The 23,800-nt window shown below is 56.0% G+C and carries 14 protein-coding genes, 1 tRNA gene and 2 rRNA genes; 2 read left to right on the top strand and 15 right to left on the bottom strand.

The genetic code is table 11. From position 1 onward, the window contains the following. Positions 1 to 59 precede the first annotated feature (59 nt). From G518_RS0122870 to purE, 6 genes are all read right to left on the bottom strand, one after another. On the bottom strand, positions 60 to 2,051 hold the full coding sequence (locus G518_RS0122870; protein ID WP_084652164.1) for an NHL repeat-containing protein: 1,992 nt from the start codon (positions 2,049 to 2,051) through the stop codon (positions 60 to 62). 568 nt (positions 2,052 to 2,619) lie between these two features. Next, positions 2,620 to 3,681 carry a tartrate dehydrogenase gene (locus G518_RS0122865; protein WP_028604511.1) on the bottom strand — a complete coding sequence of 354 codons (1,062 nt, stop codon included), beginning with the start codon at positions 3,679 to 3,681 and terminating at the stop codon, positions 2,620 to 2,622. A gap of 462 nt (positions 3,682 to 4,143) precedes the next feature. Continuing rightward, positions 4,144 to 5,061, bottom strand: a complete 918-nt coding sequence (locus G518_RS0122855) for an SGNH/GDSL hydrolase family protein (protein ID WP_028604510.1) — start codon at positions 5,059 to 5,061, stop codon at positions 4,144 to 4,146. Between the two features lie 248 nt (positions 5,062 to 5,309). Further along, positions 5,310 to 6,302, bottom strand: coding sequence for an L-threonylcarbamoyladenylate synthase (locus G518_RS0122850; RefSeq protein WP_028604509.1), 993 nt, complete (start codon positions 6,300 to 6,302; stop codon positions 5,310 to 5,312). Between the two features lie 530 nt (positions 6,303 to 6,832). After that, the gene (locus tag G518_RS0122845) at positions 6,833 to 8,032 is read right to left on the bottom strand and encodes a 5-(carboxyamino)imidazole ribonucleotide synthase (protein ID WP_028604508.1); all 1,200 of its coding nucleotides are present in this window, start codon (positions 8,030 to 8,032) and stop codon (positions 6,833 to 6,835) included. Positions 8,033 to 8,093: 61 nt separating this feature from the next. Continuing rightward, on the bottom strand, positions 8,094 to 8,588 hold the full coding sequence (gene purE, locus G518_RS0122840) for a 5-(carboxyamino)imidazole ribonucleotide mutase (RefSeq protein ID WP_036595740.1): 495 nt from the start codon (positions 8,586 to 8,588) through the stop codon (positions 8,094 to 8,096). A 65-nt stretch (positions 8,589 to 8,653) separates the two neighbouring features. Here purE and trxA point away from each other — a divergent pair, with 65 nt between their 5' ends. Continuing rightward, positions 8,654 to 9,613, top strand: a complete 960-nt coding sequence (gene trxA, locus G518_RS0122835; protein ID WP_028604506.1) for a thioredoxin — start codon at positions 8,654 to 8,656, stop codon at positions 9,611 to 9,613. A 409-nt stretch (positions 9,614 to 10,022) separates the two neighbouring features. On the opposite strand, the gene G518_RS0122825 is transcribed toward trxA, so the two are convergent. The 6 genes from G518_RS0122825 to G518_RS0122800 all read right to left on the bottom strand — a co-directional run bounded on the left by G518_RS0122825 (position 10,023) and on the right by G518_RS0122800 (position 17,885). Beyond that, positions 10,023 to 10,877, bottom strand: coding sequence for a rhamnan synthesis F family protein (locus G518_RS0122825; RefSeq protein ID WP_028604504.1), 855 nt, complete (start codon positions 10,875 to 10,877; stop codon positions 10,023 to 10,025). 196 nt (positions 10,878 to 11,073) lie between these two features. Next, complete coding sequence (locus G518_RS0122820; RefSeq protein ID WP_084652160.1) at positions 11,074 to 11,982, bottom strand: class I SAM-dependent methyltransferase; 909 nt, start codon at positions 11,980 to 11,982, stop codon at positions 11,074 to 11,076. Between the two features lie 268 nt (positions 11,983 to 12,250). Further along, the gene (locus G518_RS36500) at positions 12,251 to 13,054 is read right to left on the bottom strand and encodes a hypothetical protein (protein WP_051237307.1); all 804 of its coding nucleotides are present in this window, start codon (positions 13,052 to 13,054) and stop codon (positions 12,251 to 12,253) included. Continuing rightward, positions 13,051 to 13,821: a 16S rRNA (adenine(1518)-N(6)/adenine(1519)-N(6))-dimethyltransferase RsmA gene (gene rsmA / locus G518_RS0122810; RefSeq protein ID WP_028604502.1), complete on the bottom strand. Its 771-nt coding sequence runs from the start codon at positions 13,819 to 13,821 to the stop codon at positions 13,051 to 13,053. Before rsmA ends, G518_RS36500 begins: the two co-directional genes overlap by 4 nt. 151 nt (positions 13,822 to 13,972) lie before the next feature. Next, positions 13,973 to 15,556, bottom strand: coding sequence for a peptidylprolyl isomerase (locus G518_RS36495; protein ID WP_156909510.1), 1,584 nt, complete (start codon positions 15,554 to 15,556; stop codon positions 13,973 to 13,975). After that, positions 15,549 to 17,885 carry an LPS-assembly protein LptD gene (locus tag G518_RS0122800; protein ID WP_245598092.1) on the bottom strand — a complete coding sequence of 779 codons (2,337 nt, stop codon included), beginning with the start codon at positions 17,883 to 17,885 and terminating at the stop codon, positions 15,549 to 15,551. Before G518_RS0122800 ends, G518_RS36495 begins: the two co-directional genes overlap by 8 nt. Before the next feature lie 238 nt (positions 17,886 to 18,123). Between G518_RS0122800 and G518_RS0122795 the strand changes: the two genes are divergently transcribed. Next, positions 18,124 to 19,266 carry an aminoglycoside phosphotransferase family protein gene (locus tag G518_RS0122795; RefSeq protein ID WP_084652158.1) on the top strand — a complete coding sequence of 381 codons (1,143 nt, stop codon included), beginning with the start codon at positions 18,124 to 18,126 and terminating at the stop codon, positions 19,264 to 19,266. Between the two features lie 902 nt (positions 19,267 to 20,168). Here the strand turns inward: G518_RS0122795 and rrf are convergent. The 3 genes from rrf to G518_RS0122780 form a co-directional block, all read right to left on the bottom strand. Further along, a 5S ribosomal RNA gene (gene rrf / locus G518_RS0122790) occupies positions 20,169 to 20,281 on the bottom strand. A 119-nt stretch (positions 20,282 to 20,400) separates the two neighbouring features. After that, positions 20,401 to 23,272 (bottom strand): 23S ribosomal RNA (locus tag G518_RS0122785). A gap of 368 nt (positions 23,273 to 23,640) precedes the next feature. Further along, positions 23,641 to 23,716 (bottom strand) — tRNA-Ala (locus G518_RS0122780). Positions 23,717 to 23,800 lie beyond the last annotated feature (84 nt).

Here is a 23,800-nt window from a genome sequence, read left to right as displayed (position 1 = left end):
CCTGAAAGCCCTTGCGGCAGCAAAAGCGCGGGCTAAAACGCCTGCGCCCTTGGACTTACTCATTTGAAGTCGACTCTGAATATGGCATGGCCTGATTTCAGATACAGCTCATTGTTAGGACCCATCGCCATCGCGTTCAAATTCTGAACGTGTGTGACTACCGTCTCGAACGCTTTCGAGTTAGGTGCTTGGCGATAGATGGTTGACTTCATATTATTGGAGCCGAGTGCATATTGCGAGGCAGAATAGATATTTCCATTTGAGTCCACAGCTATTAGCCGTGCATTTGGGATCTCATCAACCACCACCTGTCTTGAGCGCAAATTGACAAGTGTGCTGGCTTTGCCCGTATTTCCGCAGCCTGTTGTCGCATAAACTTCACCGGCAAAATTGGAGACTAAATTAGGGCCAAACCCCGAGCCTGATTCTGTCGGCGCTTGGGGAAGCTCTTCTCCTGATGCGTTGAATACTCTTGGTGATTTGAAAGACTCACTGATCACATAGAGCAACCCCTCTCCCGAGAAACCCAGTGGCCCTGGACGGCGAAACCCCATTGCAAATGGTAAAAGCGGCCCTTCTACCGATACCTTCCATACGTTGGAATCGTAGATGAATGAGGCAGGGTCGGGCCAGCTACTATTTGAACAAGTTTGATCTGATACGTGACCACCAGAGCCCGACAAACGGTCCGAAATATAAAGACTGTTCTTACTATCGACCGCAATCCCAGTTGGCAAAGAAAAATTCCCGGGCAATATGGAGCCAACTATATTGCTCGTGGCTACTGTGGTGACCGCACCTGTCGGCGCAAGTTTTCTAATGGCGTAAGTTTGCTCCCCCGAGGGGCAGGGAGAGTCCGTCAAATACAAAGCACCATCAGCCCCTGCCACCATAGAAGCTGTCGTGAACCCAAATTTGCTTTGCAAGGGCTGTGAAGAATTAACTCTGCCGCACGCTACTACTGCATCACTATCAGTGGACCCGGCGTAATGAGTCACAACTCCTCGGCGAGCAATTGGAGCAGGGCCTTCCGGATCAGACTCCAAGGAGATTTTTAGAATCGCGTAGGCAGACTTAATATACAAATCGCCACTGGCACCAATGGTCATCGCACGAAGATCACGCACCCCGTAGACCACGGCCTCAAACTGGCCGCTTCCTTTTTTTCTGCGATAAATGGTGGCTCCCGTATCACCCTGGCTTCTGGTCGCCGAATAGGCGTCACCATGAGAGTCAACGGCAAACAATGCGGACGCTGCCAATGCGTTCCGTGTAGTTTCCCCTGTAGTGAGGTTGACCAGATCGAACAAGCCCTGGGGAGAGCTGGACGGAAAGCAATCGCCAATGACATAGACCGAACCATCCGGAGTTGACGTCAGTGTTGGGTAGTAGTAAAGGCCGGAAATCGAGGTCACTTCACCATTCGGTGCAATTTTTCTATAGCGCTGAGTTGTGCCGTCATCCAAGACGTAAAGCGTTCCGTCTGCAGAAAATCCCATTGCACCAGGCCAGGTAAATGCGGCGCTTTGACCTCGGCCGTCCTCAGGCACAAGCGTGGCAACAGCTACTCCGGCAAAGATCGAACTCGCACCATCCGGTGAAATTTTCCAGATACCCGGGCCTTGCCTTGGCATAAACGCTGGAGGTACATCCCCCATTGCCGAGGCGTGACAACGGGTGCGGTCTTGCAAGGAGTTGTGCACACCTCGCGCATCGCTCACAAACACGTTGTTGTTGCGATCAACCGCGATGCCATTGGCCACCACAAAACTGCTAAGGGGCGCTGCATAGTCCCTCTGAATAGGCGCCATGCCTGTGGCCACCGTACTCACTTTCCCTGACGGTTCGATCTTTCTGACAGCATATGCGCCAGTGGAGAGATCGCAAGGCTCATCGGTCACATAGATCGACCCATCTGGCCCCGTCACCATGGCGTTGGTTCGGTAGCCGAATCGGGCCTGGGCGCCGTATTGGGAATCGACTCGTCCGCAAGCCACGGCTGGGTCTGCAGAAGTAGTTCCGGCGACCACTGTCGCATAGCCGTTGTTCACGAAAGGTAGCCGCTCCGGTGGTACCGGAGCCGGAGCTGGGGCTGGAGCGGGCTCGGGAGCTGGCGCCGGCGTAGGTGCGGGCGCTGGCTCTGGTGCAGGAGCGGGCCCGGGAGTAGGCGCTGGGGCTGGATTGGGTGCAGGAACCGGCGAAGAGTCGTCCCCGCCACCACAGGCCGCGAGACTTGCCAACATGGCTGAGATCAGGGCGAACCGTATCGAATCAAACTTGCGCTGCATCTTCTTCGCCCCAAACTGGTGCATATATGAATGCACAGAATACCCGGGTTTGAAACGCTTGGGAAACACACTTGACGGCGCGGTCTTGATCGGCTGGTGTAGTTGACGAGACGGCCATCGCTCACTCGCCAGTCATTGATAACTCGTACAAAGACCGACGATGAGTGGGTCGTTCTTTTTTTAGCTTTAGTGGATGCAGCTAGTGCACCCAGCCCCGTAGATGGAGAGCCGAGCAGGAGCTCGGCGGTCCCAGCGGGGGCAACGCGCTCTGCAACGAGGCGTGACCTGGGGCCGCCGAGCTCCTGCGCGGCATCTGCGTATTCGGCTCGATCTAAATCAACGCCGCCACAGCCTCGCCCATTTCAGTGGTGGAAGCTTTACCACCGAGATCAGGCGTCCGTGGACCGTTCGCCAGGACCTGCTCGATGGCCTTGAGAATGGCGTCGTGCGCGGCGCGTTCGCCCAGAAAATCGAGCATCAAGGCGCCAGACCAGATCATGGCGATCGGGTTGGCGATGTTCTTGCCGTAGATGTCCGGGGCTGAGCCGTGCACGGGCTCGAACAGGGAAGGAAATGAGCGTTCGGGGTTGAGGTTGGCAGAGGGTGCCAGGCCAATGGTGCCGGTACAGGCGGGGCCGAGATCGCTCAGGATGTCGCCGAACAGGTTGCTGGCCACCACGACATCAAAGCGCTGCGGCTGCAAGACAAAGCGCGCGCACAAAATATCGATGTGGTGCTTTTCCACGGCGACCTGTGGGTAGTGCTCATGCATGGCATCTGCCCGGCCATCCCACCACGGCATGCTGATGGCAATGCCATTACTCTTGGTGGCCACTGCAAGCTGTTTGCGTGGCCTGGCTGCGGCCTGCTCGAAGGCGAATTTCAGAACGCGGTCTGTGCCGTGGCGGCTCATCACCGTTTCCTGCACGACGATTTCGCGCTCCGTGCCGGCATACATGATGCCGCCGAGATTGGTGTACTCACCTTCCGTGTTCTCACGCACCACCAGGAAATCTATTTCCCCGGGCTTGCGACCAGCCAGCGGGCAAGGCACGCCCTCGAACAGGCGCACCGGGCGCAGATTGATGTATTGGTCAAACTCACGGCGAAACTTCAGCAAGCTGCCCCACAGCGACACGTGATCTGGAACAGCATCCGGCCACCCCACCGCGCCGAAGTAAATGGCATCCTGCCCGCCCAGTTGCGCCTTCCAGTCATCGGGCATCATCTGGCCGGTTTTGGCGAAGTAGTCGCAATTGGCCCAATCAATGGTCGTGAAATCCAGCCCAAAGCCAAATTTCTTCGCCGCGACCTCAAGCACCCGCAGGCCCTCAGGCATGACTTCCTTGCCAATGCCGTCCCCGGCGATCGCTGCAATACGATGAGTTTTCATATGGGTCTCAGTATTCCATGGCTTCGCGCCACGGTGCAAGCGGCTCTGGAATATTCAACGCGGCAATCTGGATTCATCGTGATCTTGAGGCGCCGCTGACCCCCACCGGTTGGCCGGCCCCGCCCGACCCTACCCAAGAACCCTGATCACGCGCTGGTTTTTCATGCTGAAATGAATATGTGGGCCTGCGCGTTTCAGTTGAGAGCCCCAGATCTCGGGGAAGGGCATCCACCTTGGACACGCTGCTCGCCCTCACCCCCGCCCTCTCCCGCCCGCGGGAGAGGGGGTAAAACCAATACAGCCGCAAAAGATCCGCCCCTTTCCCGCACGCAGGCGGGAAACTAACAATCAGACGGCCGCGGAGCAGGTCATCCGAGGGCAGCCGCGGAGCTGGCTTTGCCAGGCCGCTGGCTGCGTCCCCCTGGGGGGAAGGCGCGACAGCGACTCAGGGGGGAGCCAGTGTCACCAGCGCAGTTTCAACCGCGTATATGCGTTTTCCAGGAAGCTCTCGTTCACGAACAAACGCTGAGCTGCCGGTGTGAAATACAGGTTGTCTGCAAACACGTAGCGGTTGAAATCAGCGCCAGCGAGGATGGTGGTGGCATTGCAGGTGGTGGCGTCCGCAGTGGTGCAAACTGCCCTGGTGACGTCATCGAACGGATAGTTTGTAGGCTTTCCTGCGATCAGGTTGTAGAACAAGGCCGGGTCCAGATAGAGCACCGTGGCCCCTAGATCAGCGATACCGATGAGCAGTTGGTCATTGAAAGCCACGCTCAGATCCTGCACACCTGTGGCCAGATTCTGCCCAAGCGCCCATGGCGACATGCCCAGGTTATAGACACCCGCCACGACTACGTGCGTGGCGCCTGCAGCGACAAGGCGCCGAACCTGCGCGGCCTGCGCAACCCCAGCCGCCTTGACTGTTTGTGTCGTGGCTGCAGAAATGCCCGTGGCATTGACTGCATTCACGATGTCAGCAATGCCACCCGTGACGATGGCAATGTCATCGCTAGCCATGGCCGTGCGGGCCAGCAGAGAATCGATCTGCACTGACACGCTTGGAGCGTTGGTGCCGCTGATGGTGTCTGCCGTAGCGACCATCGCATGGCCTTGGGCATAGCTGAAGCCCCCGGCGGACGCGGCGGTCAGGGGCAACGAATAGTAAGAAGCCAACTGCTGCGTCCAGAGCAGCGTGCCGTCATTAACGGTGAACCGGTAGCCATTCTGGCCGACATCGGAAAAACCATCTCCCACCGAAAGGAAACGCTTTGGCGTGATGGCGGAAGCAACGGAACCCGAGCCGCAGGCACTTAGTGCGGCTGCCGCGACACCTGCGGAGGCAGCCGTCAGAACAGCGCGGCGTGACCAGAGGGAAGTCATGTGATGATCTCCAAAAATATGGGGGATAGTTTAAGGCAACGCTGAATAAGTCCTCGCCTGCGGCGTATCCCTGGCCCAGGGCACGCTCATATCGCGAAACTTACTCAGCGCGGCCCAGGAAGCCGAGGCCAACCCACGGTCAATGCGGCAATGCCTTGGGTCGGCACCAAGAAATTCACTGTGCTGGAGCTTATGACACTAAAGTGCCCAAAGTGTTCCATTGAGTAAAGTTTCGACGAAGTATCGTCTCAAGCGGACGCCGCCGCTCGCGCCAGCCGGTCGTGCACACCCTCCCATTCCGGTGTATCCGGCGGAGTTTCGACCCAGATCAGGCGAACCCCTTCCTCATCAAAATCCCGCAGCACTGCAAACAACTGCTGCGCCGCCACTGCCGCATCCGAGGGCATTCGGCGCAGAACAATCTGGCGCGAAGCGCTTTTCAGCTCGGCGCGCGACCACACGGCGATGTTCTTTGCATCTGCGCCCAGAAGATCAAGCGCCGTACGCAATTCTCCAGCCGCCATCAAACGAACACGCGCTGCCGGCGCGTAGTGGGCTGACAAAGTTCCTGGCGCCTGCGGATCAGGGGCTGACAACTCCTCCTTGGTCAGCACCCGGGCGCCGGCCACCCGTTCGATCTCCTGGCGGCTCAGCTGCCCCGGGCGCAGCACCACAGGAGCGCCGCGCGTGCAGTCGATGATGGCCGATTCAATGCCGATGGTGCAGGGCCCGCCATCAAGCACCAGCAGCGAGGGCCCAAACTCGCCCGCCACGTGCGCCGCCGTAGTGGGGCTGACCCGACCGAACCGGTTGGCACTGGGTGCAGCCACGCCAGCGATTCCCCGCTCTGCCGCAGCTCGCAGCAAGGCATGCGCCACCGGGTGTGAAGGACAGCGAAGGCCAATGCTGTCATGGCCTCCCGCAGCGGCCTGGGCCACGTCCGCGCGGCGAGGCAGGATCAAAGTCAAAGGGCCTGGCCAGAAGGCATCGATCAGCCGCTGTGCAAAGCCGGGGATCTGTGAGGCAAATTCAGCCGCTGTAGAAGCCTCAGCCAAGTGCACGATCAGCGGATGATCCGCAGGCCGCCCCTTGGTGCTGAAGATCTTGGCCACCGCGGTGGGGTTGCAGGCGTCCGCCGCCAGGCCGTAAACCGTTTCAGTAGGCAACCCGACCAGCTCGCCCGCCTCCAGGGCAGCGACGGCCGCGTCGATCGATTGAGGGAGGTTGCCATCGAGGATCATGAGGGAATTCCGTACGTTTGGGCCCATCCCTTAGCTGGTCTTGAATTTATCTTTCCCCAGTAGGGGAAAGACAAGTGAACCGAAGGCCGAGCGCAGCAATGGCCCGAATCAGTTCCCCCACCCCTCTGGCCGTGCCGAGGAGCGCAGGGCAAGGGGCGGGCAAGAGCACTGCAAGATGCTCCTGCTTCGTGAACTAGCTTGCGGCAGCTGTTTGAACGTAGAGAGCGAAGCGAACGAAGTGAGTTCTGCCGCACCGCTCCTTGACCGAGCACCGCAGGTTGCCCGAAGCGCAGCGTAGGGACACGGCAAGCGGGGTCGCCTTTCTTTTGCCTACGTTTCTTTGGCGAAGCAAAGAAAAGTAGGTGCCCTGCCGGGGGCAATTCCCGGCCTCCGCCTTCGAGAAAAGAGCAGAACACCATTAGCAACCGCAGCGCTTCAATCAACCGCCGTCTTCCCTCACCCCAGCCCTCTCCCGCAGGCGGGAGAGGGAGTGAAAACTCCCGCGCAAAAGACCTCAATCGGGCTGGCATTCAAAAAGCCTCTATACCCAGCAACGCCGCAGCTTGCAATGCGCAGCTACGCACCTCTTCCGCGCTGGCCCCGGTCATAGTCAGATGACCCATCTTCCTACCGTGCCGAGCCTCCAACTTGCCATAAAGGTGCAAATGCGCCCCAGGAAGCGCTAGCACCTGCTCCCACGGCACCGCCCGCGCGTTCCCAGCCCCGTCAAACCACAAATCGCCAAGAAGGTTAAGCATGATGGCGGCGCTGTGCTGGCGCGGAGCCGGCAAGGGCAAGCCGGCCAGCGTGCGCACCTGCAAGTCGAACTGCGAGCAATCGCAGGCATCCACAGAATAGTGGCCACTGTTGTGCGGGCGAGGCGCCATCTCGTTGACGATCAAGGAGCCATCCTGCAGCATGAAGAACTCCACGCAGAGCACGCCCACATATTGAAGATCGTTCGCGATCTGCCGGGTAGCTTCTTGCGCCCTTGAAGTCAGCGATTCAGGCAGGCACCCTTCGTACACCTCCGTCACGGCAAGAATGCCATTCCGGTGCAGATTGCGCTGCACTGGCAAGCAGGCCACCTGGCCATCACGACCCCGGGCCACGATAACCGAGCACTCCATCGCCAGCGGCAGCAGTTTTTCAAGCACACACACCACGCTACCCGCGGCGCGCCAGGCGGCTGCCAACTCCTCCCGGGAGGAGACACGCGCCTGCCCCTTGCCGTCATAGCCCAACCGGGCTGTTTTCAAGATACCGGGCAGCAAATCTGCGGGCACTTGGGATAGATCGGCTTCGCTGGTGATCACCGCATACGGCGCCGGCGCTACGCCGCTGCTCTTGGCGCTGCGCACGAAGTGCGCCTTCTCAAGCACCCTGTCCTGCGCAATGGCCACCGCCTCGGCGGCAGGCGCCACCGGTCTTTGGTGCGCCAAAGTGGCCAGGGCATGGGCCGGCACGTTCTCAAATTCGGTGGTGATGGCTTGCGCGCAGGCTTGCAGCTCGGCCAGGGCCGAAGGGTCACCGTAGTCAGCTTGAATCTGGCGATGACTCACCAATCCAGCCGGGCTGGCGGGATCTGGATCGAGCACCACGGTCTCGTAACCGAGCGTCTGGGCGGCATGCACAAACATGCGGCCCAGTTGACCGCCACCCAATACGCCCAACACAGCCGGGCGGCCATTGAACAGGCTTCCGGGCAGCAGGGGAAGGGAAGTTGGCATCTTTTCTATTTCTTTTGAAGATAAACGATAGGGCGCGCGCCGCCATTCCTGGCAGCGGTGTTCATACCGGTGGCAGGCTCATATTGCGGGCAAGGGCCGTCTGTTCGGCGCGGAAGGCTTCCAGCCGCTTGCGCAGTCCCGCATCCTCTCCTGCCAGCATGGCCACCGCAAAAAGCGCTGCGTTGGCCGCGCCTGCCGTACCTATGGCAAAAGTAGCCACCGGAATACCTTTGGGCATCTGAACAATCGAATGCAGTGAATCCACGCCTTGCAGGTGCCGGGAAGCCACGGGCACCCCCAAGACCGGAACGGTGGTCTTGGCCGCGATCATGCCCGGAAGATGGGCGGCGCCACCTGCACCTGCGATGATGGCTTTCAAACCCTGGCCATGCGCGGCTTCCGCATAGGCGAACATATCGTCCGGCATGCGGTGAGCCGACAAAACCCGGGCTTCATGCGGGATGTCGAACTGTTGGAGAATCTGTACGGCGTGTTGCATGGTGTCCCAGTCGCTGCTGGAACCCATCACCACGCCTACGAGCACTTGCTTAGTCATGGCTGCGGCCTTGTCGTTTCTCAAGTAGGTGATTTTAAGGTTCGCGCAGAAGTGATAATCACCACATGATTGATGTAACCGTCCAGAACTTTGAAGCCGAGGTCATTACCGCCTCGATGACCATCCCCGTGCTGGTCGATTTCTGGGCCCCTTGGTGCGGCCCTTGCAAGACCTTGGGCCCACTTCTGGAGCAGCTGGAAGTTGAATACGCAGGCCGTTTCAAGCTGGTCAAGATCGACTCTGACCAGGAACAGCAGATCGCGGCCGCCTTCGGTATCCGCAGCATTCCAACCTGCATTTTGCTGAAAAATGGCCAGCCGGTCGATGGTTTCACCGGCGCCGTGCCCCCTGCTCAACTGCGCGCTTTCCTCGACAAAAACGTGCCTAGCGAAGGCGCTGTAGCCGCAGAAGAAGAGATCAATGAAGCGGAAGCCTTGCTCGAAGCTGGAGATACGCAAGCCGCCCTTGCCAAGCTGGCTGACGCCCTGGCTGCCGATCCATCCAATGACGATGCGCGCGCCGACTACACGCGCCTGCTGATCGCCACCGGTGGCCTTGAAGAGGCCGCTGCGACGCTGGAAGAGCCGTTGAGGCGTGAGCCCCGCCCTCTGCGTTTTGATGCCTTGAATCGCTGGCTGCAGGCCCTGCAGTTCGTCCATACCGATCCCCGTGGCGAGTGGCCATTGCCGCAATTCGATGAAGCCATTGCCCTGAACAAGCGTGATTTTGAAACGCGCTTCGCGAAGGTTCAGATCCTGATGGCCGAAGGCGAGTGGACACAGGCTATGGACGAGTTGCTCGAGATCATCATGCGCGACCGCAAATGGAACGACGAGGCAGCTCGCAAGACCTATGTCGGCATTCTGGAGCTATTGACCCCACCCCCGCCTAAAGGCGGAGCGCAATTCGATGGCAAAAGCGCCGGCGGCATCGAGCTCACCGGCAAGGCAGCTAAAGCGGGAGAAGACCCTCAGGCCGAACTGCTCTCCAGCTACCGGCGCAAGCTGAGCATGGCGTTGAACTAAGACTGGTTTTCGCAGGACTGGGAAACCTTTGCCCAGTCCGAAACTTCGCAAGCCACCTCTTCTGCAAAGCCCATCGTGGATGCCGGCCCTGATCCCGGCATCGGATTGCCAAGCTCAGTTTTGCAGAGGCTCTTCAGGCTGTGTAAGGCCCAACCGCGTCTCGACAGGCCAAAAAAAAAGATGCAATGCATCTTCTCCATCCCTTGAGTCCCGACTTTTAAAAAGTCAGGTATTTTTGCGGGTCGGCTGATAGGCTGGACTAATGGTTCCAGCACCTCCATCTCCCTTCGCTCAGCAGTCAGATGGTTTGCATCACATCAGTTGACTGAGAGATGCCATAGGCTTCAATTTCTGCGTACGAATTGACTATTTTTAAGTCTAAGGCTTCGCCATGAGTATTTTATGGCCATCATCTCAACGCATCGACAATCAGATCTCGCACAGGGACCGATGCCCATTCTGGTGACCTCAAAATATTTGCCAACTGGGGAGCAAAAATGCTCCTCTTTAGGAAATCTATTTTAACAACCCCAAATTGTTTAAATAGGGCATCCCACATGAAATGAGTCGGATTAAGACGGTTGCTCAATTTGAGTTGAAATACAACATGATCCTGCGTTGCAGGAATAGTTTGTTTAAAACCATCTTGAAAAATTACACGGATGATCGCGTTCAACTTTTCGTTTTGTGTCGGTTTATATATTGCTCGAACTGGAACACCAAGCTTCTTAAAATACTGGGACATGCCAATTTCGTATTCTCGAATGACTCGATCCCGCTCTGAAATAACCTGCATTGCGTTCCACCAATTTTTCATGACATCGGAACGAATGAACCCCTCACCATCGAACATGACGCAATACGATTGCACGTGCTCGCCCCCATCTTCCGAGGAGGTCAGGCCAATAACTCCATACTCTATAGGACGTGAAAACAATTGATGTGCCAGTAAAGATGGGTTGGCAATCACGATGGAACTATTAATAATAAGCCATCTTTTCCACAACCGATTCGGAGAAAGTGCTTCCAATCCTTCTTTATAGGACCAGAAGTCGTATCCAACATTATCCCTCCTAATCACGGGGCAATAATTTTCGACACGCAATTTGTCTTCGTCCGAAATACCGGTGGAAACTAACACAATGTGAGGTGTCACATGTTGCTTGACATAGGCAATGAATTCAAGCAAATGCCTAGCAACCCTCCCCTCAGGGTGAAAATGGGCCACCACTACCCCTGTGTCATCCGAGAGCATTTTTATCATTGTTTTTTCTTTATCATCATGAGAAGAACAACTTCTCTAAAAGTCTACTGGTTCAGGCCTTTCATTTTTTAAGCAGCTTGTTTCCATGCTGAACCTCCTCTGTATCAGCAAGAACCCGTATGCCATAAATAACCGTTGCCTCCCGCAAGACGCAAGTGATAAAAATCGAAGCCTTAAAAGCAATACATTACTAAAATTAACTTCTAAATGCGAGTGCTGCAGAGCTACTCCTGTTTTCCTCAAGCTGGCTGATGTACTCAGCGCTGGCAAACCCCGTATTTCTAAAATGCACGTAAAACTCGAAATTCACCAATTCGACATGCACCAGTCTTAATGGGATTAGCTTCAAAATAATACAATCTTTAATGATAGAAATAAAACTTTCAGGCGTAAACACCCAGACATGCGCATCTACATAGGGGCCTGTTTCCTTTTCCTTTAGCTTTCTCTGTAGTTCATTAAATTGCTCTGTCAAATTATTAGCATACTTCGGAATTCCAGGGGCACCAGGCGACACAGGAACATCTTTGGCGAAAGAGGCGCCAAAATCAAATGAGATCCACGGGTCAGGCTGAGAATGATTTTCGTGAAATGCACGATAGAAATTTGCAAAAGATGACAACGCCCTGGAATAATCAAACGTAAATCTTTTATTTGGAATGGCCATCGTCAGCAAGCCATCCTTTTTTAAAACCGCACCGCAAGCATTCAAAAAACGGATGGGGTTAGGTAGATGCTCAAAATTGTGAGATGAGAGAATGTAGTCAAAAGACTCCAACTCTCCACGCGCAGCTACTGCAGCCTCCAAGTCTGTCGCCGAGGCCACAATATCGACCGACTCAATACGATGAATCTTATCTCGAACGTTGGGATCGTTCCTAGCATTTTCCCTAAGCTGCTCGAAGTTGAATATGTCCAACGTCAGGCAGTTGTAACCCTGAGCTTTTGAAGCAAGTGGGCTGTGGTATGGCGCCACTTCAATCCCTCGCATCTCACGAGTAATAAAACGCAGAACGGTCTGATCTCGCGTCATCGGAGGCGCCGGGTTGGCAAGTGCAGGAGCTGGAGACGGCTGGAATTCGGCGCTATCTGGAGATTCGTTCATATGGTTGAGATATCAGCAAGATTTACATTCTTCACTACAGGCACTGTTCGGGGTGCAACGCACACGCACTACATCGCGGTTTACGCGAGCTCAGGAAGTTTGAAGCCTCAGGCGACGCAACTCTCTAGCATGGCGCCATTGAAGCACGACTGACAAACGTGCGAGATCAGAAGCCGTCACGCTCGCGCCCATAGGGTCAATTAATTCGTTTTTTGGCGAATATCTGCCAGACTCACAATCAGCCAGAAATGGCTAAACGCCCCATTCGCTACCGGGTGGACGCAACAGAACCCATGACTTCTTTGCGCATGTTGAGATACATACCAAGAAAATAGCCCACCTTGGTCTTGACGAACTGTCCTTTCAAGGCATCCAGTGCGAGCAAGCTGTTGAATATGTGACCCGTGCCGTATGGCGACGTTTTGGCGTGGTCAACAGCGGTTTCCGTGTCCAGACCTTCCAGCTCCAGCGCCAGTGACACCATGCGCTCCATGATGAAAATCTTCATGGGATAGCTTGCCGTATCTCTGTGCTGGGTATTGGCTTTCAGCTTCTCGGCCAGCGCGCTATCTTGCTCCTCGCAGGTCTGGAACAACTGATCCGCAAGCAGCATCCATTTTTTCCAGAACCGATACTTCGCCACAAAGAAGTTGCTGAAAATAGTTCGGGTCTGATCCTGGACGAGTTGGCGTAACTGAATGGGGATGCCAGCCTTGTCCAGATACTCCTGGCTGACGTTCAAGCAACCTGGGTGGACCCTTTCGGCGTGATAGAAGCTGTTGAGAAACAACGCGCTATGGTCCAGAAAGGGCGAAAAGTTAACCACTTCGGATGTAGAGCGGTTCATCACCGCGAGGACCTCATTCCCCGACACGCGGGTTTTTTCCTTGAACCTGGGTGAGAAGAAACCCAGGTACTCCTCATCATCGAAGGTGTTGTTCAACAGCGTCTGCCGAATAGGCCAGTATTCAAACCAATCAGGCCGAGAGGAAGCAGTGTTGTCCAGCGGCGTAAAAGAGGGATCAAGCATCCCTCTCGTTACGTCGTCGTAGAAGATCTGGAATATTTTCATATGGGCGTGCTCGTTGCTTCGGCCAAACTCACGTATTCCTGCACCGGCACCTCTTCCGCACGCCGCTGCACATCAAAATTTCCGGAAAAACCGCGCTCCGTCAACCACCGGCCCAGGGTATGCCGCAAGAGCTTGCGGCGCTGGCTGAACGCCACTTGCACCAGCTCGGAAAGATGCGTGGCATTCAGTGGCGCGAAATCCGAGCGTGGCAGCATGCGCACGACGGCACTGTCCACGCGGGGAGGAGGATCAAACGCCTCTGGCGGCACGGCCAGAATGTTTTCCATGGCGTAGCGCCATTGCAGCGTCACTGACAGGCGGCCATAGTCCGAGGTAGAGGGCGCGGCCACCATGCGGTCAATCACCTCCTTTTGCAGCATGAAGTGCTGATCTTGGATGTGCTCGGCGTAAGGCAGCAGGTGAAACAGGATGGGGCTGGAAATGTTGTAGGGCAGATTACCCGTCACCCTGATCTTGCCCGCGCCCAAGCTCTGAGCCACTTTCAGAAAATCCACTTTCAGAACATCGGATTCAATGACCTCCAGTTGCGGGTGCGAGCGCAGCTTGGCGGCTAAATCCCGATCTAGCTCAATCACGGTGAGCCGGCCCAGGCGCTCGGCCAGCGGCTGTGTCAGGGCCGCCAAGCCAGGGCCGATCTCGACCACGGGCTGACCCGGTTTGGGATCTATGGCACGCACGATGGCATCAATAATGCCGGAGTCGGTCAGGAAATGCTGGCCGAAGCGCTTGCGGGGAATGTGCTTCATGCGGGTTTTGAGGTGTTCACGCCTTCGCCATCCCGGCGTAAGAACAGGGTGGAATGGGGGCACGCATGATGAGGTTACATCATCAGCATGCTCTTGGATATGCTTCGCAGTGCCCCTGCCCTCCCCGTGGATGAGGAAGGCGAAAAAATCATTACCGCGGCGGGTCGCGGAATTCGACGTACGCCCTGGCACGCACCTCACTGGCCCAGGTCTCGAAAGCTTCCTGCGCCTTGCGTTCACGCAGCATGTTGCGTGCAAGTTGACGCTGTTCTGCAGGCGTCAGCGCCTGCTCCCGGCGGCCATCCACCTTGATCATGTGCACGCCAAAACGCGACACTACGGGGTCGCTGATTTGGCCAATATCGAGATTGTTCATGGCCTGCTCAAACTCTGGCACGAACTGTCCGGGGCTGGCCCATCCAAGATCACCGCCCTCTTTGGCGCTTGCATCTTGCGAATATTCACGTGCCAGCGCCTCAAATGTGCTTTGGCCGGACTGAATGCGGCGTTTGAAATCCGCCAAGCGGTCGACAGCTACCCGCTCGCTCTGTGAAGGTCCCACGCGGAGCAAAATATGACTCGCTTGAGTCTGCGGAATCTTCACTTCGGGCAGCTCGCCCCCTTGCTTGCGTTCGAGCAGCTTGAGAATGTGAAAACCGGCATCCGACTTCACCAGTCCGGAGACCTCGCCCACCTTCAGTCGGCGGGTGCTTTGTACAAACAATTCGGGATACCGATCCGCAGGGCGCATTCCGAGCACACCGCCATCCTGGCCTCGATTGTTCGCCTCGGAGAACTCCTGCGCCAACTTGGCGAAATCTTCACCGCCTCTGGCGCGCCGGACCACCTCCTGCGCGCGAGCCTCCAAACGAGTGCGCTCTTCGGCAGTGGCGCCCTCAGGCACAGGCACCAGGATCATGGCGAGATTGATCTCCTGATCTCCCGGTTTGGCACCTGTCTGTTCACGAATGAAAGCGTCGACATCTGCATCCGTGATCTTCAGCCTAGGCTCGATTTCCCGTTCGCGCAGACGTGACAACAGCACCTGATTACGCACATCGTCTCGAAAATCTTTCAGCGTCAGACCTTCTTGCTGCACACGTTGGTGAAGCTGCTCAATACTGCTCAACTGGTTCTGGCGCGCAATCGACAACTCAGCCTGGGCCAGTGCCGCCTCATCTACCTTCAAACCAGTTTCACGGGCGTATTGCAGTTGCGCGCGTTCAGAAATCAACCGTTCCAGTATTTCCTTGCGCAGCACATCCTCTGGCATAGGACGCAAATTGCGCTCGGCCATTTGCCGCTCCGCACGCGCCATGCGAACGCGTACTTCGCTGTTGGTGACTGGCTCGGTGTTCACGATCGCCACGATGTAATCTGCCTCCGTCTGCCGCCCAGCCACGGGAGGCGCGGGTGCACGCGCCGGCACGGCAGCCGCCGGAGCTGGCATCGAGAACGAGGGGCGACTGGGGGGCGGGGGAGCAACAGGCGTTGTCACCGCGGGAACGGGAGCAGGCGCAGCTGCAGCCGCTTTGGCAGGCGCCTTTTTTGCTGCTGGCTGCTTTTTCTGAGCTGGTGCTTGTTTACGTGTAGTGGCGGGTTTCTTCGCGGCCGGTGCTGCGGAAGCAGCGCGGGATGGCGCCGTCTGGCCCTGAACTGGAGATGCCAGCATCGCGCACAGTGTCGCTGCCATCGCGAGGACGCCAGCCCGTGAACCATTGGAAAGCTTAGTCATATTGCGTAAACCGGCTGGGTGAAGTGATTTCCTCGCGCAGATATTGATAGCGCGGAATATTGTTGTGCAGTGTGCGCAATGGATTGCTACCCACACGCGAGAACCCGACAAACTCAAGCTGGAACATGATTCGCTTGGTGGAAGAAGAAATGCTGCTTTGCAGCTTCTCAACCACCACCCGGCCAATCCAGCACCCGGCATCGTATTCGATGCCGAGCACCCCGTCGACCAGCTTACGATCCGGTACGCTGTAGTTCAATCTGCCCACGGTGTACCAGCGTCCCGCGCCTTGGCCCTGGCCACGCCCGAGATCCTGACCACGGTCGCCCCACAAGTCGTTCAGCGGCCACTGCCATCCTAGATCGATTTGCTGGGAATTCAGATCGCGTTCGCGCCGGTAGGCGAGGCTGACAGTGCGGTAATCGCCCGGTGAGTACCGTACGCCAAGCGTGGTGCGGGTGGAATTGCGGGACTCAATGTTGTATTGCGCCACGGAGTCGAACGCCCAGGTTGGACTCCAGTTGATGGATGCGCCCAGCATGATGTCAGACAAGCCCTTGTCCGCGGGTTTGCCGCCAGGCAGAGTGACTTGCTGGGCAACAAACCGATAGCGTTGCGCAATTCCTAGCCGAATCACCTCGCCGCCTGTGTCTGGGTCTAGCAAGCGGCTCGTCAGTCCAAAGGTCACCAGGTTGTTGTCGACCACGCGGTCGTGGCCGGCAAAAGCGTTTTCAGACCAGATGGTCGCGAAGTTGAAATCGTAGGCGCCCGCGTCATAGTTGGGCAACATGCTCTGGTTGCGGTACGGTGTATAGACATACTTCACCCGCGGCTCCAGCGTTTGCAGGAAGGCGCGGCCAAAATAGCTGGCATCGCGCTCAAACACCAGACCGCCATCCAGACTCATCGTAGGAACCAACCGGTTATGCGAGCTTTGGCCATTCGACAGCGGACGGTCGAACTGGTAGCTCCTGGCGTGCACTTGCATCCTGGGCGTGAAGAACCCCCACGACCGCAGCCATGGGCGGGAAACCTCGCCGAACAGTACGCCACGGTCTGCATTGGGTTGGAAGGTCAGGCTCGGATCCGCACGAAACCGTGTGAAATCGCCCTCCACCCGGTAGTCGAAGCCCCCGTTGACATTGGTGCGCCCCCACCGCCCTGTAATTTGCGGCAAGCGGTCATACGGCGGGATGATGGGTGAGGTCACGTCCTGCAGCGTCTGCCATTTCAATACCCGCGCTGTGAGCGAAAAATCGCCGCGACCCCAGTTCACCGCGGCGTCGTTGGCGAGCAGGCGCGTGGTCAGCGAGAGACCACTGCGGCTGAAATCGCGCCAATAATTGTCATCGCTCACACGATTCAGGTTCAGGCCAAATCCGAGCTGTCCGATGGCATCGATGCCGGTATTGATGCTGCCGTTGTGGCGCCCGAAAAACCCCCAACGGGATTCACCGCGCAGCTTGTCATTCGGCATGTAGTTGGCATTGATACGGCCGTTGTAATCGTTCTCCAGGTAACGAAACTCGCCGGCCATATCCACACCTCGGCGCAGCATGGCCGTCGGGATGATGGTCGCGTCCCGGTTGGGCGCGATATTCCAGTAGTACGGCACCGAGAGGATCAGGCCCGAGGTGCTGTCCAGGCCAACCGCTGGTGGCAACCAGCCCGATTTGCGACGGTCACCAAGCGGGAAGCTCATCGAAGGCAGCGGAACCGGCACACCCTTGAATTCAAGCACCGCGCCCTCCGCTTCGCCCACTTGCTCTTCCTGATCGATACGCATCTGCGAAGCGCGCAGCAGCCAGGCGGGCATCCAATCCGGGCCATCCCTGCGGCAGGTCGTGTAGTTGGCGTTGCGGATGATGGCACGATCCTCATCCAGGAAATCGATCCGCTCCGCCTGACCATGGGCACCGTTGGAAAGAAATTCGTAAGTGGGCTTCTGGATATGGCCCTCAAAGGCATCCACCTGCAGCTCGCCTTCGGTACCCGTATAGCGATTACCCGCTGAATTAACCTGAACGTTGCCCTGAATGGTGGCGCGATCGGTAGCCTGGTCGTAGGTGAGGCGGTCACCGCTCACGGTCATACCAGGGCGCCGCAGCTGGGCTTCGCCCTCGATCACGGTCTCCAATTCCGTGCGCCCCGTCAGTCGCTCCCCCTGCATGAGCGTAGGCGCCTTCGGTGTCGAAGGCAATTGCTCCTCCAGCATCTGGGAATCCCGCAGCGGGAGAGGCTTGTCAGATTGCGCCCATGCGGGCCCCGCAAGCAAAGCCAGCACCGCCAGATGCAGCGAGCGCGGGCGCGCGGCGAAGGGAAGTTTCAACGACCGTTGCATGAGTGGCCAAGCGGTCGGCAGTAAAGGATGGAGCGCGTCCAGAAAACGGTGGCGAGTCTGTTCATGGTTTGGCCACCGCCGTGGAGGCGAGGACTTCGACTGATAGTAAGCGCTTCAAGCCAGCAGACTCGGAGCTCGGATATTTCACCGTGTCCGCGTGCTTGCCGGCCGGCTTTTGTGAAAAAGTCATGTTGAATCGAAGCGCGATTTGTAGAATCAATTATCCATGAACGATAAGCCCTTAATTTCGGCCTCGCCCGATTCCCTGGTTACAACATCCAGCACTTCAACAGGTTCAACGCAGGGGCTTGAAAGCCTCTGGGTAGACCCATTACGTGAGCAAGCGTTCCACAACTGGCTAGCGCGGGTAGAGCCTGTTTACGGCCTGGTTGCGGGCAGTCTACGCCAAGCCTCGTCCGACGCCGGTTTTCGGCGCTATCTGCGCATTGATACCCAGGGGGGTCATAGTCTCATCATCATGGATGCCCCGCCCGCCCTGGAGAACTGCGAGCCCTTTGTCAGGATCGCGGCGCTGATGCGAGATGCCGGTCTGCGCTGCCCTGATGTGCTCGATTGGGATGAGGGTGCGGGCTTCATGCTGCTTTCCGATTTGGGAAGCCATACGATGCTGGACGCCCTTGACCCCCTGCAACCCGAAGCAGCCCGTCCCTACTACCTGCAGGCGATCGACGCGTTGATCACTTTGCAGTTGGCCTCCAAGCCAGGCAATCTGCCGGTCTACGACGCGCCGGTACTGCACCGCGAATTGCAATTGTTTCCGGATTGGTATCTGACCCGTCATCGTGGTGCTGAATTGGACGACGGGATGCGCGAGACGTTCAGCAAGGCTTTCGATCTCATCGTGGCGCGCAATTTGGCCTCACCGCAGGTATATGTGCACCGTGATTTCATGCCGCGCAACCTCATGCCCTCTGCCACTCACCCCCAGATCGGTGTGCTGGATTTTCAAGACGCCTTGTACGGGCCTGCGACCTACGACATCGCCTGTTTGATGCGTGACGCGTTCTTAAGCTGGGACGAGGAGTTCGTGATCGACATCACCGTGCGCTATTGGGAACGCGCCAGAAAGGTCGGTTTAATGGATTTTGAAGACTGGAGCAGTGATTTTGGGAGCTTTTGGCGTGCAGTTGAGTGGATGGGGCTACAACGGCATTTGAAGGTGGCGGGCATTTTCGCTCGCTTGAGCTTGCGAGATGGGAAGCCGAAATACCTGGCGGATACGCCGCGCTTCATCCATTACATCCGCCGCACGGCGGATCGTTATCGTGAGTTGGGGCCTTTTTTGAAGGTGTTGGACACGATTGAAGGCACGCCCGAAGTGGAGGGTTGGTCTTTCGGGCGGATGTGAGATTGGGGCGGGGGTGTCGAGCGCGCTGAACCGGTAGCGTGGACTAGCTCGTTTCTGATCACTTGTTCCGCACTTTCGGTCCGATGGTGGAGCAAATTTGGAGGCTGGCCTGGATAACCAGGCCGGTGTTTGGTTTTCATCCACTCCGTTCCTGCCGTGGATAGCGAGTTTTCACTCGGCAATTGTGCTCGGCTGCGGGCGGTTTCCTGCTAAACGGGCGCGCGGGGATCCTATCGGAGACCCATTTAATCAAAGATCTAGCTGATTTGAGTTGGATCAGCGCTACGGGGTGGGTGATAAGGCCTTACGGCTTTGAATTCAACGGGTGGTTTTGCTGTTCGGCATTGGGTTTCGCTGGGGTCCCCGAGGTGCTGTTCAGCAGTCGCGGTTTCGGTTGAGCTTATTTTTCACGCGCGTGTTCAATTTACGCTTGCTTGCCCTCACCGGTTGGCCGGCCCCGGCCAACCCACTCCCGCGAGCGGGAGAGGGGGTAAAACCCTGCGCTGTGGAGTTGGCAATGGTGTTTTTTGGTCTCTATGCGAACCGGCGCACCTGTTACCCATGTCCTGGCCGACTCTCTGTCCATGACGCCAAGTTGGCGCGATGTTCTCAGTTTGAACTGTGGCTAGATGAACCTGGGTGTTTATGTGTAAGCCGCTTGGCCCCCATTCCCGCCTTCCCCCAGGAGGGGAAGGAGTCAAACCGGGTCGCACGGCTCTAGCCTATTAAGGTTGGGATTGACTATATGGGTTGCAGCGGAGCGATATATTCATATTGATTAAATCCATTAGATTCAAGCGGATTTTTGCTTGTGAATCTGTGTGTATGGATTGGTATGAATGGATTGTCCAAAGACAAAACCCCCAGATTATTGCTAATCTGGGGGTATTGCTGCTGTAGAAGCCTGACGATGTCCTACTTTCACACGGGAATCCGCACTATCATCGGCGCTAAGGCGTTTCACTGTCCTGTTCGGGATGGGAAGGAGTGGTACCACCTTGCTATGGTCATCAGGCATAACTTGTTGTTGTAATGATTAGATCAGTACAACGAATTCATAGAGTCTGGAATCAGCTTGATTATTTGATTGCGCACTTGGCATAACTTAGGTCTGATCAGATTGATCAAAGTTATAGGGTCAAGCCGCACGAGCAATTAGTACTGGTTAGCTTAACGCATTACTGCGCTTCCACACCCAGCCTATCAACGTCCTGGTCTTGAACGACTCTTTAGGGGGCTCAAGGCCCCGGCAGATCTTATCTTGAAACGAGTTTCCCGCTTAGATGCTTTCAGCGGTTATCTCTTCCACACATAGCTACCCTGCGATGCCACGGGCGTGACAACAGGTACACCAGCGGTGTGTCCACTCCGGTCCTCTCGTACTAGGAGCAGGCTTTCTCAAATCTGCAGCGCCCACGGAAGATAGGGACCAAACTGTCTCACGACGTTTTAAACCCAGCTCACGTACCTCTTTAAATGGCGAACAGCCATACCCTTGGGACCGGCTACAGCCCCAGGATGAGATGAGCCGACATCGAGGTGCCAAACACCGCCGTCGATATGAACTCTTGGGCGGTATCAGCCTGTTATCCCCAGAGTACCTTTTATCCGTTGAGCGATGGCCCTTCCATTCAGAACCACCGGATCACTATGTCCTGCTTTCGCATCTGCTCGACTTGTCAGTCTCGCAGTTAAGCACGCTTATGCCATTGCACTATCGTCACGATGTCCGACCGTAACTAGCGTACCTTCGAACTCCTCCGTTACGCTTTGGGAGGAGACCGCCCCAGTCAAACTGCCTACCATGCACTGTCCCCGATCCAGATAATGGACCTAGGTTAGAACCTCAAACACACCAGGGTGGTATTTCAACGTTGGCTCCATACGATCTAGCGACCGCACTTCAAAGCCTCCCACCTATCCTACACAGATCTGTTCAAAGTCCAATACAAAGCTACAGTAAAGGTTCATGGGGTCTTTCCGTCTTTCCGCGGGGAGATTGCATCATCACAAACATTTCAACTTCGCTGAGTCTCAGGAGGAGACAGTGTGGCCATCGTTACGCCATTCGTGCAGGTCGGAACTTACCCGACAAGGAATTTCGCTACCTTAGGACCGTTATAGTTACGGCCGCCGTTTACTGGGACTTCGATCAAGAGCTTGCACCCCATCAATTAATCTTCCAGCACCGGGCAGGCGTCACACCCTATACGTCCACTTTCGTGTTTGCAGAGTGCTGTGTTTTTAATAAACAGTCGCAGCCACCTATTTTTTGCAGCCCGTTCATGCTCGGTTGTTCACCTCACACTAAAAGGGCACACCTTCTTCCGAAGTTACGGTGTCAATTTGCCGAGTTCCTTCTCCTGAGTTCTCTCAAGCGCCTTAGAATACTCATCTCGCGCACCAGTGTCGGTTTGCGGTACGGTCGTGTATAGCTGAAGCTTAGTGGCTTTTCCTGGAACCCCGTTCAGTCACTTCATGAGCAAGCTCACTCGATCGGCAGCCTCGGTATATGACAGGCGGATTTGCCTACCTGTCGCCTACATCTGCCTAAACCAGAATCCAATAACTGGATGACCTATTAGAATCCGTCCCCACATCGCACTATACATCGGTACAGGAATATTGACCTGTTTCCCATCAGCTACGCATCTCTGCCTCGCCTTAGGGGCCGACTCACTCTACGCCGATGAACGTTGCGTAGAAAACCTTGCGCTTACGGCGAGGGGGCTTTTCACCCCCTTTAACGCTACTCATGTCAGCATTCGCACTTCTGATACCTCCAGCAGCCTTTACAAGCCACCTTCACAGGCTTACAGAACGCTCTCCTACCACGCACAGTAAACTGTGCATCCGCAGCTTCGGTAACTGGCTTAGCCCCGTTACATCTTCCGCGCAAGACGACTCGATCAGTGAGCTATTACGCTTTCTTTAAATGATGGCTGCTTCTAAGCCAACATCCTGACTGTTTTAGCCTTCTCACTTCGTTTCCCACTTAGCCAATTTTAGGGACCTTAGCTGGCGGTCTGGGTTGTTTCCCTCTTGAGTCCGGACGTTAGCACCCGGTGCTCTGTCTCCCAAGCTGTACTCATCGGTATTCGGAGTTTGCCTTGGTTTGGTAAGTCGCCATGACCCCCTAGCCAAAACAGTGCTCTACCCCCGATGGTAATACTTGAGGCACTACCTAAATAGTTTTCGGAGAGAACCAGCTATTTCCAAGTTTGTTTAGCCTTTCACCCCTATCCACAGCTCATCCGCTAGTTTTGCAACACTAGTCGGTTCGGACCTCCAGTACCTGTTACGGCACCTTCATCCTGGCCATGGATAGATCACTTGGTTTCGGGTCTACACCCAGCGACTAATTTCGCCCTGTTCGGACTCGATTTCTCTTCGGCTTCCCTATTCGGTTAACCTTGCCACTGAATGTAAGTCGCTGACCCATTATACAAAAGGTACGCAGTCACCCCTAAGGGCTCCTACTTTTTGTAAGCATGCGGTTTCAGGATCTATTTCACTCCCCTCCCGGGGTTCTTTTCGCCTTTCCCTCACGGTACTAGTTCACTATCGGTCAATGATGAGTATTTAGCCTTGGAGGATGGTCCCCCCATATTCAGACAGGATTTCACGTGTCCCGCCCTACTTTTCTCTAGCTTAGTACCACACGTCTGTTTTCGCATACAGGGCTATCACCTGCTATGGCTGGGCTTTCCATCCCATTTTGCTAACAGTCGTGCTATCACTAGAAGGCTTCTCCGATTTCGCTCGCCACTACTTTCGGAATCTCGGTTGATGTCTTTTCCTCGAGCTACTGAGATGTTTCAGTTCACCCGGTTCGCCTCGTTACCCTATGTATTCAGATAACGATACCTTTGCAGGTGGGTTTCCCCATTCGGAAATCTCCGGATCAAAGCTATTTGCCAGCTCCCCGAAGCTTATCGCAGGCTATCACGTCCTTCGTCGCCTATCATTGCCAAGGCATCCACCACATGCTCTTAGTCACTTGACCCTATAACTTTGACGTCTCTTATCGAAACTTCAAAATCTGTCAATGACCTGCCAGGTCTTTCACCTGACGCGTTATGCCGTAATCAAAATTTAATTTGAAATACTCGAATTTTTCAGACTAGCTGATACATTCGTTTTGACGCAATCAAAAATTCATGTTGCTAACGGCACGGTGAGCCATGAAAGCTCTTTCCGTTAGCAACGCTGATTCGACTCTATGAATTGTTAAAGAACAGCCGTGGGTCTTTCAACCCTTTATTGACGAGAGCGTCAATATCAAAACACCTAAATCTAGATGCTTTGATATGTACACTTTCCCGATTGTTTTATCTTCTACCACCTCTTCTTATTCTTATTCTTCACTGTATTTGGTGGAGGATGACGGGATCGAACCGACGACCCCCTGCTTGCAAAGCAGGTGCTCTCCCAGCTGAGCTAATCCCCCCAAGGTTTCTTAGAAGGGATGGTGGGTCTGGTTGGTCTCGAACCAACGACCCCCGCCTTATCAAGACGGTGCTCTAACCAACTG

Source organism: Ottowia thiooxydans DSM 14619, from assembly GCF_000422885.1.
GTDB lineage: Bacteria > Pseudomonadota > Gammaproteobacteria > Burkholderiales > Burkholderiaceae_C > Ottowia > Ottowia thiooxydans.
This window is presented reverse-complemented; position numbering and strand designations above follow the sequence as displayed.